The organism is Microcystis flos-aquae FACHB-1344, from assembly GCF_014698375.1.
Taxonomy (GTDB): domain Bacteria; phylum Cyanobacteriota; class Cyanobacteriia; order Cyanobacteriales; family Microcystaceae; genus Microcystis; species Microcystis aeruginosa.
Map to the genome: position 1 here is coordinate 1 of NZ_JACJSW010000048.1, position 9,235 is coordinate 9,235.

The 9,235-nt window shown below is 42.9% G+C and carries 13 protein-coding genes and 2 pseudogenes; 9 read left to right on the plus strand and 6 right to left on the minus strand.

The genetic code is table 11. The features are described 5' to 3' along the window. From H6G48_RS03595 to H6G48_RS03625, 7 genes are all read left to right on the plus strand, one after another. A partial coding sequence (locus tag H6G48_RS03595) for an IS200/IS605 family accessory protein TnpB-related protein (protein ID WP_190719124.1) occupies nucleotides 1-477 on the plus strand: 477 nt, incomplete at its 5' end. Between the two features lie 297 nt (nucleotides 478-774). Beyond that, nucleotides 775-1,308 (plus strand): hypothetical protein, encoded by a 534-nt coding sequence (locus H6G48_RS03600; RefSeq protein ID WP_190719128.1) that lies wholly within the window; start codon nucleotides 775-777, stop codon nucleotides 1,306-1,308. 199 nt (nucleotides 1,309-1,507) lie between these two features. Further along, nucleotides 1,508-1,663 (plus strand): precorrin-6A/cobalt-precorrin-6A reductase, encoded by a 156-nt coding sequence (locus H6G48_RS27090; RefSeq protein WP_190719132.1) that lies wholly within the window; start codon nucleotides 1,508-1,510, stop codon nucleotides 1,661-1,663. 51 nt (nucleotides 1,664-1,714) lie between these two features. Further along, nucleotides 1,715-1,996 carry a DUF2470 domain-containing protein gene (locus H6G48_RS03610; RefSeq protein WP_190719135.1) on the plus strand — a complete coding sequence of 94 codons (282 nt, stop codon included), beginning with the start codon at nucleotides 1,715-1,717 and terminating at the stop codon, nucleotides 1,994-1,996. A 54-nt stretch (nucleotides 1,997-2,050) separates the two neighbouring features. Next, nucleotides 2,051-2,263 (plus strand): hypothetical protein, encoded by a 213-nt coding sequence (locus H6G48_RS03615; protein ID WP_190719139.1) that lies wholly within the window; start codon nucleotides 2,051-2,053, stop codon nucleotides 2,261-2,263. After that, nucleotides 2,260-2,613, plus strand: a complete 354-nt coding sequence (locus H6G48_RS03620; protein WP_045357333.1) for an NINE protein — start codon at nucleotides 2,260-2,262, stop codon at nucleotides 2,611-2,613. The genes H6G48_RS03615 and H6G48_RS03620 overlap by 4 nt, the downstream gene beginning before the upstream one ends. A gap of 6 nt (nucleotides 2,614-2,619) precedes the next feature. Continuing rightward, nucleotides 2,620-3,306 (plus strand): helix-hairpin-helix domain-containing protein, encoded by a 687-nt coding sequence (locus H6G48_RS03625; RefSeq protein ID WP_190719147.1) that lies wholly within the window; start codon nucleotides 2,620-2,622, stop codon nucleotides 3,304-3,306. A 15-nt stretch (nucleotides 3,307-3,321) separates the two neighbouring features. Here H6G48_RS03625 and H6G48_RS03630 read toward each other — a convergent pair whose 3' ends face one another. After that, nucleotides 3,322-4,098, minus strand: a complete 777-nt coding sequence (locus tag H6G48_RS03630; RefSeq protein WP_190719149.1) for an SDR family NAD(P)-dependent oxidoreductase — start codon at nucleotides 4,096-4,098, stop codon at nucleotides 3,322-3,324. A gap of 148 nt (nucleotides 4,099-4,246) precedes the next feature. Here H6G48_RS03630 and isiD point away from each other — a divergent pair, with 148 nt between their 5' ends. Both isiD and H6G48_RS03640 read left to right on the plus strand, forming a co-directional pair. Further along, entirely contained in the window at nucleotides 4,247-4,459 is a 213-nt protein-coding gene (gene isiD / locus H6G48_RS03635) for a protein IsiD (protein WP_002732311.1), read from the plus strand. A gap of 165 nt (nucleotides 4,460-4,624) precedes the next feature. Further along, complete coding sequence (locus tag H6G48_RS03640) at nucleotides 4,625-5,623, plus strand: adenosine kinase (protein WP_190719152.1); 999 nt, start codon at nucleotides 4,625-4,627, stop codon at nucleotides 5,621-5,623. A 541-nt stretch (nucleotides 5,624-6,164) separates the two neighbouring features. Here H6G48_RS03640 and H6G48_RS03645 read toward each other — a convergent pair. From H6G48_RS03645 to H6G48_RS03665, 5 genes and pseudogenes are all read right to left on the minus strand, one after another. Then, nucleotides 6,165-6,440: pseudogene (locus H6G48_RS03645) on the minus strand (hypothetical protein). A gap of 241 nt (nucleotides 6,441-6,681) precedes the next feature. After that, the gene (locus tag H6G48_RS03650) at nucleotides 6,682-7,173 is read right to left on the minus strand and encodes a DUF4231 domain-containing protein (RefSeq protein ID WP_190719158.1); all 492 of its coding nucleotides are present in this window, start codon (nucleotides 7,171-7,173) and stop codon (nucleotides 6,682-6,684) included. 624 nt (nucleotides 7,174-7,797) lie between these two features. After that, nucleotides 7,798-8,202 carry a DUF5615 family PIN-like protein gene (locus tag H6G48_RS03655; protein ID WP_341275481.1) on the minus strand — a complete coding sequence of 135 codons (405 nt, stop codon included), beginning with the start codon at nucleotides 8,200-8,202 and terminating at the stop codon, nucleotides 7,798-7,800. Next, nucleotides 8,156-8,398 (minus strand): DUF433 domain-containing protein, encoded by a 243-nt coding sequence (locus H6G48_RS03660; protein ID WP_002761871.1) that lies wholly within the window; start codon nucleotides 8,396-8,398, stop codon nucleotides 8,156-8,158. Before H6G48_RS03660 ends, H6G48_RS03655 begins: the two co-directional genes overlap by 47 nt. Before the next feature lie 417 nt (nucleotides 8,399-8,815). After that, a pseudogene (locus tag H6G48_RS03665) lies at nucleotides 8,816-9,235 on the minus strand (IS701 family transposase); the annotation flags it as partial.

Here is a 9,235-nt window from a genome sequence, read left to right on the forward strand (position 1 = left end):
CAGAAGATAGATAATTATCTTCACCGAGCTAGTCGTTATTTAGTCAATCTCTTAGTTGAGCAAGAGATAACAACTTTAGTAATTGGGAAAAATGACGGTTGGAAACAAGAAGTGAACTTAGGAAAAGTCAACAATCAAAAATTTGTGACCATCCCTCATGCTCGATTAATTGAGATGATTAGTTATAAATGTCAATTAGAAGGAATCTCTGTGATTCTTCAAGAAGAATCCTATACCTCAGCTTCTAATTTTTTGAATGACGATCCTCTCCCCGTTTATGGACAGATAACTGAAAAGCCAGTGTTTTCAGGAAAAAGAATTTCGCGAGGGTTATATTGTACAGATAAGGGGATTCTGGTTCAATCTGATGTCATGGGTTCCTACAATATTTTACGAAAAGCATTCCCAAATGCGTTTAACCGCTATGGGATAGAGAGGTGCGTAGTTCACCCAAGGAGAATCAATCTCTCGAAGTAAAAGTGAAGGGAATTTCTGAAATGGAATTCAGTCTGTCTATATTTGACTATACTTTTACTAACTATTACTCTCTGCCCCGATTGACCTTAAGTAGGACAATTAGATCAATGCACAATTAAAGATTTTTGTCAAGAAAATAATATTAAACTTATTATTGATCTCTGCCATGCCCACGCCCAAATTATCTGGCAATTAGCGATTAATTACGCTACTCTAACTAATATCCCTCCATTAGCCTCGATTTAGAACTGGCTTTTATCCGTCCCCACCTTATCATCAATTTTTTTCCAGAATCTTATGTTTGAAACTATCACTCCCGCTATTAGCGATCGCATCTGTAAACACAGGAACAAAGATCACGGTGATGCCGTGCTTTTCTACTTAGGTCTATCGGCGGTATTATTAAGCTTACATCTACCGGCAGCGGCGCAAAATTGTCGGCCACTTTCTTTATTAGGGGGTGAAGGTAGTGAAATCACTAAAACCGTCTCGCAACCCACTATTCCAGGTCCCTTCGGTGTCACCATAACCCGTAATAATTGGAATACCGATTGGGCAGTTCCGGGGGGTAGAAGTTTTCAGAGGTTTATCATCACGGTTTCTGTTCCCCGGGCTGCCTCCTTTGATATCCGGCTGTTTCTCAAGTATAGCGATCAAACTAACGAGGAATTTTTTAATACTAATGGAGTACGAATCGAACCCGATAAACCCTTAACAATTACTGCCACAGTACGGGCAAATGATCAACCTTTTCTAGTCAATCTTTTTGTCAATGGTATTCAGCACATCGGTAATACCTACACCGCTTCTGTTGTCGGTTGTGAACGATAAAATATATAGGGTGTACTGAAAAAAGTTTTTCCCAGGGGCAGGGTGTGGGGTTTTAAGCTAAGAGGCATTTTAATCGCCTATCCTTAGATTAGCTCAATCTCTCCCAATCCCTTTACTGTTGCCTCTTGTTTCATCTCAACAGGCAATTTAACTGCACGGGCAGCCCCGGGATCTGACTCTCTACCCCGATTGACCTTAAGTGGGACAATTAGAGCAATGCACAATTAAGGATTTTTGTCAAGAAAATAATATTAAACTTATTATTGATACCTGCCATCCTCACGCCCAAATTATCTGGCAATTAGCGATTAATTACGCTACCCTAGCTAATATCACCCCATTGGCCTCGATTTAGAACTAGCTTTTATCCGTCCCCACCTTATTATCGATTTTTTTCGGGAATATTATGTCTGAAACTATCACTCCCGCCATTAGCGATCGCATTTGTAAACACATGAACAAGGATCACGGTGATGCCGTGCTTTTCTACGCTCAAGTTTACGGCAATATTACCGATGCAGAAACCGCTCAAATGCTCTCCATCGATCCCGAAGGTATGGATTTAGCCGTAGAAAAATTAGGGGAGAGTCAAACAATTAGAATACCTTTTGAACGCACCCTAGAATCAGCCAAGGAGGCCCATAATATCCTCGTTGAGATGCTAAAAGTTAATCAAACCACCCCTTGACAAAGCCCGATTTTGCGACTATCACCGAAAAAGACCAACCTAGAGAATTAGCCCATGAATCAGGTTAACAGTACGGGAATAAAAATACCCAAGTCTGGCTGGCGTTTACTGCCTTTTTTAGCCTTGGGTGCGCTAGTTTTTGCCTTTAATTCCTCCCTAGAATTAAATTATCTAGTCAAGGGTTATATTACTCTCTTGGAATTACAGACAGGCATCGTGGTTTTATACTTTCTTTTGGCTAAATTAGGGAAATCTCAAAAATTATGAGAAATAGAACTATAGCGGCTTTACTAGCCTTTTTTCTCGGTTATCTTGGCATCCATAAGTTTTATCTAGGGGAGAATTTGGCAGGTATTTTTTATCTACTTTTCTTCTGGACTTTTATCCCTGGCATCATTGCTTTTTTTGAATTTATTGGTTTAATCATCATGTCAGATCAAGCTTTTGATGCTAAATATAATCCTAACTATCTCCCCAGCAGTAGAGAGCGAGGACTGCCAGAATCAGCCCAGCAAAAAACCGCTACTTTACTCCAGCTTAAAAAACTTTACGATCAGGGAATTATTACTGCTGAAGAATACGAAGAAAAACGCAGAAAATATTTAGATTCTCTTTAAAAAAATATGTCTAATCTCTCTCCTCGCCCTCCCGAATCTTCCGAGTGGATCTGGCTGTCTTTAGTCCCAGTTTTCGGTGGGCTTGCCATTGCTAATGCTGGCAAAAAAAACAATAACCAAAGTTGGTTATCTGTCGGCATTGCCCTGACAATTATCTCCCTTATTTTCCTTACACAAGAGTCTTTTATCGTCATTTGGTTTGCCCAAATCGGCCTGGGTTTATACATCCGTCAACAGCTTAATTCCCATCCAATAGCTTCGGCAAATAGAACCGATTCCAGACAGTCATCCTCTCCTCTCGAAAAAATTGATATTAACAGCTGTTCCACCAACGATCTGGTTTATAAATTAGGGTTGCCGATTGTCTATGCCAATGATATCGTTTCTGTCCGTAACGAAGGACATATTTTTACCCATTTAGAAGAATTACACTTCCTGGCTGGTTTACCAGAAAATTATCTGAAAAAATTGGAACCTTTGGTTATCTTTGCCTACGATATTCGCCAAGAAGTTGACGTTTCTTGGCGTTGTTTAAACTACTACTCCGTTGCGGAATTAGTCAATCTCGGTCTTGACTTTTCCGTGGCTGATAAAATTGTCGCCGAAAGAGAAAAAAACGGTGTCTATCGTTCGGCGATCGAAGTGAGAAACCGGACAGGTATTCCCTTAAAATCCTATCAGCAATTGCTCTAATTCGCTTTATTCTACTTATAGCTTAAATTGCTTTTCTATCAAAGACACGATCCAACTTCTGGGTAAAAAACGGGGCAGATTGACGATAATTTTATTAGTCAATTTACCGGCTACCACGTTGGGGCGCTTATTTGCCAAGGCAGTTAAAGCCTCTTGTACCACCACTTCTGCCGAATCTAACCGGCCGTTTTTGCCCATAAAGGCACTGGGAAATCGGGCCACCTCAAAAAAATTGGATTCCGTCGGACCGGGGCAAAGAGCGAGGATTTCAACGCCTTTCTCCTTATTTTCTGCCCAGAGAGACTCGCTAAAACTGAGGACAAAAGCTTTTGTCGCCGCATAGACGGAAAGATAGGGCAGCGGTTGAAACCCGGCAATGGAAGCAACATTGATAATTGCCCCCCCAGTGCCAGCAAGCATGGGACGGAGAAAATAGTGGCTTAATTCCACCAATACCAGATTATTTAACTGGATCATTTCTAACTGTCGGGCTAAATCCTGCTCGCTAAAAGCACCATAATCACCAAAACCGGCATTATTTACCAGTAAATCAACGTTGATTCCTTTTTGGTTCACCGTATCATATACCAGCTTTCCCGCCCCAGCAACGGTCAGATCTTGGACGATAACCGTCACTTTTACCCCGTATTGTTCCTCTAATTCCGCTGCTAATTGTTCTAGTTTATCCCTAGATCTAGCGACTAAAATTAGCTCCATTTGCCGTTGAGCAAGTTGACGAGCAAAGACGACACCGATACCAGTGGAAGCACCGGTAATGAGGGCTGTTTTCATAGAAGATCAACCAAAAATAGCTCTTTTGCTGGAATCTTACCACAATTACCCATCCATTTACAGTTCTTAACTTAGCGGTCAAGGCATTTTTTCAACTCAGAATATATGTTAGGCTAGAAATAGAACAAAGGTCGAGGAAGGTGCAGAAATGACAGTTATAAGCTTCACTGATCAAGATATTGCCAAATATACCGCCGCTGATATTGCTTCTTTAGCCGAACGACTAGAAAAAGATGAGTATAGTAACCCTTTCGAGGCTTTGCGGGATTGGCATCTGTTGCGAGCGATCGCTTTTCAAAGGCAGGAATTAGCCGAACCTTATCTTTATCTGTTGGATCTAGAAGCCTACGATGAGGCTTAAAGTGGCTTAGTTAAACAAAACTTAACACAAATTACTGGGGGTGTGAGACTAGCACACCCATTATTTTTGTTGATGGTATTCTCCGTCCGAAAAAAAGCCCCTAGCTTTTTGCTCCTTCTTTCCCTACTATCAATAACAAAGTATTTTTAGGCGATCGACTAAATTATGGGCAAACAATACAACGTTTATGGGATCGGTAATGCGCTCGTTGATATGGAATTTCAAGTCTCTCCTGAATTACTGCAAGAATTGGGCATCGATAAAGGAGTGATGACGCTGGTGGACGAAAATCGTCAAACCCAGTTGATGGAAAAATTGGCTTTTGATTGTAAACGCAGCGGTGGCGGATCGGCGGCGAATACCCTAGTAGCGATCGCTCAGTTGGGGGGTAGAGGTTTCTATTCCTGTAAAGTGGGCAATGACGAATTAGGCAAGTTTTATCTGCAAGATCTGCGGGCCTGTGGTTTGCATACCAATGAACACGGCGGCGAAAAAGAGGTGGGAATCACGGGAAAATGTCTAGTTTTTGTGACTCCCGATGCCGATCGCACCATGAATACTTTTCTCGGCATCACCGGGGAAATTTCCGAACGGGAATTAGTCCCTTCAGCGATCGCTAATGCCGATTATCTCTATCTCGAAGGTTATCTCGTCACCTCTCCCACTGCCAAAGCTGCCGCTATTAAAGGGCGAGAAATTGCTCAGGCTGCTGGAGTCAAAACCGCTTTATCCCTGTCGGATCCCAATATGGCGATCTTCTTCCGGGAGGGATTACTGGAAATGATCGGAACGGGGTTAGATTTCGTTTTCGCTAATGAGTCGGAAGCTTTGACTATTTCCGGCAGCGAGGAAATCGAGTCAGCGATCGCCTATTTTAAAACCATTGCCCAAGGATTCGCTATCACCCGGGGTGCTAGTGGTTCTTTGATCTATGATGGCGAAAATCTGCTGGAAATCGACCCCCATCCCGTACAGGCGATCGATACCGTCGGCGCGGGGGATATGTATGCAGGTGCGTTTCTCTACGGTATTACCCACGGTATGGGTTACAAAGGAGCGGGAAATCTCGCTTCTCTAGCGGCTGCCCGGGTGGTTTCTACTTTTGGGGCGCGTTTACAAACCGAGGAAATTCAATCCCTGCGCGATTCGATCGTTTTGGGATAGGTTTTGTCGGTGATCAGCTTTCAGTCATCGGGAGTCAGGTTTTTTCTCTCTGCTCCCTGCTCATAGACAGTCTTAACCAGTTAATTTAGATAGGGTTGGCTGAATAAATTTGAAATGTAGGCAAAGTAAGGGTTTTGGGGCTTTTCTCGCGAAACAGGTGCAAGATTTTGAGAGAATCGTCGTTCAAAACCTTGCGTCTTCATCGGCCCGCGTCCTGTAGGGGCGAAGCATTCGGGCAATAACCTATCGGTGAAAACGTAGATTTTCTATCCGAATGCTTCGCCCGTACTTATTCAGCAAACCCTAGATAGTCATACTAAATCCTGTTTAAAAGTTATAGGAGAGCGGGGAGAAGGGAGCGGGTTTTTCAAGTTGGATTGGGGGTTAATCATGCTATTAAAAACCGATTCAGTATAACGGTTAAGTTAGACCGTCTTCACCGATAACTTTGGCTGAGTCATAGCGCCTCAATTGTAACGCGCCCACCTTCCACTGCCTCAATCTGAAGTTTAAAGCCATACAAAAGACCCATCCCCACACATCATACAGGCTTTCTCTGGCTGCGACTGCCAAAACGGAAGACGGATCTATGTCCAATCCGAATCAGCCAAGGTTGAGCATCAGGGACACGCTCCTAGAGATGATCGGTAGCAGTAATCGTATCGTCGGCAAGCTCAAACGCTCCAGTTTCGATGTCGAGCGCCACAATTCTCCCGTGATTTCCCTCCTCCACTTGAGAACGTACCTGAGATTGATAAATCTCATTACCACGTCGAGCGAATTCTTCTTTGCTGTAGCGGGGTTGTCGAACTGTCATTGGCTTGACCCTGGGGCAACTTTTGCCCTCTATTTTAACCCATTGGGAATCTTCGCTAACATTCCCCAACTGGGCCCACCAGAGCGGCATCGCACTTAAACCCACAGCTTCAATCAATGAGCATGGTGCGTTCCCCAAAATCGATCAGTGGAGCAGTAGAAGTTGCATTAGGGAACGCACCCTACCAGATCGGCGATTGCGCTTTTCTTTCAAAGCTTGTTTAAAGTATAAGATGAATTTACTAATCAGATTTCTCCTCAAGTCTCCTATATCTAGAATGACTTTCTCTTAGCATAGCCCATATATCCTGCTCTCTTGCCAAAAACTCTTGAAGTTTCTCAACACTGATTAATTCCAGCGGTTTTCCTGTCAGGTAGAAAACCATATCAGTTTTTAGTCTGTATATATCTGCCACAGCTTCTTCATAAGAAACCCACAAAGCTCGATAATTAAAAAAGGGTTCGAGGGCATTTAGTATAGTTACAATTGCTCCTAATGAAAGGGCAATCCCTTTGAAGTACTGTTCAGTACCTTCAATTTGTAAACCCAGCAAAACAGTAATAAGACCTGAGCAAACAATAGTTATGACTTTGATTGCAGATGCTTTCTTTCTGTTCTCATTGCGACGAAAATTTAGATGATTTATAGATCGATCAATATGTTCACTTACATAGTGAATCTTGGCTTTTATATCCTCAGAAGAATTTAATGGATAATCATCGTGATTTTTCATTTGAATGCCTTCTCTTAAGTTGTTCAGGACAATTAACTTCTTTGTTTTAGACAGGGGCTTCTGGACGCTTAATCTGTCTTAAACCCAGTTTGAACGAACCACTACTTCTCTGAAGAACGAAGTGAAATAGCAAATAAAGAGGCTTCAAGTGCTGCCCTCCCGTATATCTCAGCGGGCTAACTATTGATTATAGGTCAACTTTCTGTATAACACTCTCTGGGGTAACGATATGGGTCAACTTTCTGTATAACACTCCATTTAGGCGCGATTGCAAGAACTTTTCCCCATATCACACCCAAAAGCCTGTTAGCCAGATTAGCCTATTGCCAAAAACCTTGTTTAACTAAATTTCTGACAACTAGGCTGATCCTAGCGATGATTCTTCGATCTGACCGCACCCCTTGACAAAAATTTATAATTATTCGACCTTTTGCGATCGCTATCGGGGGATAGTTGTTTTTTGTTACAGCAGTGGCGAGAAGGGAGCGGGTTTTTCAAGTTGGATTGGGAGTTAATCATACTATTAAAAACCGATTCAGTATAACGTTTCCGTTCTTCCGTTCAGCCGCCGTTAGTAACTTCTTGGACTCAACAAAGAGACTGAATACGGTCGGTGTGCAACGGTTAGACATCAGACACTAATGGTAAACGACGAATACGAATACGGCTTGGCTCAACCGTAATAGCTGATCCTTGTTCTAAATCCTCCTCGCACTCAGGGATTACTGTCAACAAAAGATTCGTAAGTGCTTGGGCGCGTAATCTTTCAACCCGAATGCGAATGACTGAAGGGGTATTCGCCACATCAAGTGCCAGCAATGTATGGAAATCCGCATCGAGAGTAGCAACAACCCGTCCCTCGTCTCTAGCCCTTTGGATAATGTCTGAGTCTTCAGCTTCAGACATCCCTATTTGGCCAACATGAATAGTGTCGATCCCAGCATCACATAATAAAGTTGCCGCAGAAAGCGGTAGTCCCTGATCAAGCAACAGCTTCATAGCGATTAGGAAGTTCAATGATGCGATCATCCAAGTAAGAAGAGGCAAAAATTAGGGCTTGTCGAATATCTTCATCCTCCAGTTCGGGAAACTCTTGATGTAATTCTGCTCGATCGGGATAAGTTGCCAGTAGCTCAATCACTCGACGAACCGTAAGGCGAAGGTTACGGATGCAGGGTTGCCCATTCATACGGTTTGGATTGCTCGTAATACGATCTAGTTTCATTAAAGTAATTCTATTTCTTCATGATCATTTTAACCTTTAGCGGGGTAAGCAATGCCTGAAAAACATCCTCCACATATCCATTTTCCGTCATCAGATAAACCGTCACCTATACTATCTTTATATCACGTCCAAAAGCCTGTTAGCCAGATTAGCCCACACCGCACTTAAACCTACAGTTTCAATCAATGGGCATGGTGCGTTCCCCAAAATCGATCGCTGGAGCAGTAGAAGTTGCATTAGGGAACGCACCCTACGGCGATAGCGTACTGCTACGCAGTGCCTTCGGCATCGCACTGATGCTTTTAGAATCGCAATACCTCATAGCGTTCCTCCCGAAAACAGCCAAAACAGCCATACAACATAATGAAGGATCACGATCGCCCAAAAAGTGACTTGATAATGGGACTTAAACAAATTTCAAGCCCAAATAAAGCCTAAACTGGCTTTGTAAGCGGCAAACACATCCCGATTCTCGGTCAGCCACTCAAAGAAACGGAAAGACATCGCTGTCCGAAAAGCTTCTAAAGCTTCCACAAAAGTGTTTAAAGGTCGATTCGCCCACCGCCTTTGCAATCCCCCAGTTAACTTATGCCACAGGATAAATGTATAGGCACAAAACACCAAGATAAAATGACGAAGTAAGCTTCGTTTATCCCTGACTTGGTATTCCCTTAACCCTAACCATCCTTTGGCTTCTCGGTAGAATACTTCCACCCAATTTCTTTCGGTGTAAGTCTTGACTATCCACGACGCTGTTACTGTATCTGCCTCAACTACATTGGTGATGAAATAGTCCACCTCTGTGGCTTTTTCCATTGAACTTGCATTCATGACGAT

Coding starts and splice junctions, on each gene's coding strand:
- H6G48_RS03610 (WP_190719135.1), top strand. CDS start 1,715: ATGTCTGAAACTATCACTCCCGCCATTAGCGATCGCATTTGTAAACAC.
- H6G48_RS03655 (WP_341275481.1), bottom strand. CDS start 8,202: ATGATCGCATCATTGAACTTCCTAATCGCTATGAAGCTGTTGCTTGAT.
- H6G48_RS03625 (WP_190719147.1), top strand. CDS start 2,620: ATGTCTAATCTCTCTCCTCGCCCTCCCGAATCTTCCGAGTGGATCTGG.
- isiD (WP_002732311.1), top strand. CDS start 4,247: ATGACAGTTATAAGCTTCACTGATCAAGATATTGCCAAATATACCGCC.
- H6G48_RS03650 (WP_190719158.1), bottom strand. CDS start 7,173: ATGAAAAATCACGATGATTATCCATTAAATTCTTCTGAGGATATAAAA.
- H6G48_RS03600 (WP_190719128.1), top strand. CDS start 775: ATGTTTGAAACTATCACTCCCGCTATTAGCGATCGCATCTGTAAACAC.
- H6G48_RS03630 (WP_190719149.1), bottom strand. CDS start 4,098: ATGAAAACAGCCCTCATTACCGGTGCTTCCACTGGTATCGGTGTCGTC.
- H6G48_RS03615 (WP_190719139.1), top strand. CDS start 2,051: ATGAATCAGGTTAACAGTACGGGAATAAAAATACCCAAGTCTGGCTGG.
- H6G48_RS03620 (WP_045357333.1), top strand. CDS start 2,260: ATGAGAAATAGAACTATAGCGGCTTTACTAGCCTTTTTTCTCGGTTAT.
- H6G48_RS03660 (WP_002761871.1), bottom strand. CDS start 8,398: ATGAAACTAGATCGTATTACGAGCAATCCAAACCGTATGAATGGGCAA.
- H6G48_RS03640 (WP_190719152.1), top strand. CDS start 4,625: ATGGGCAAACAATACAACGTTTATGGGATCGGTAATGCGCTCGTTGAT.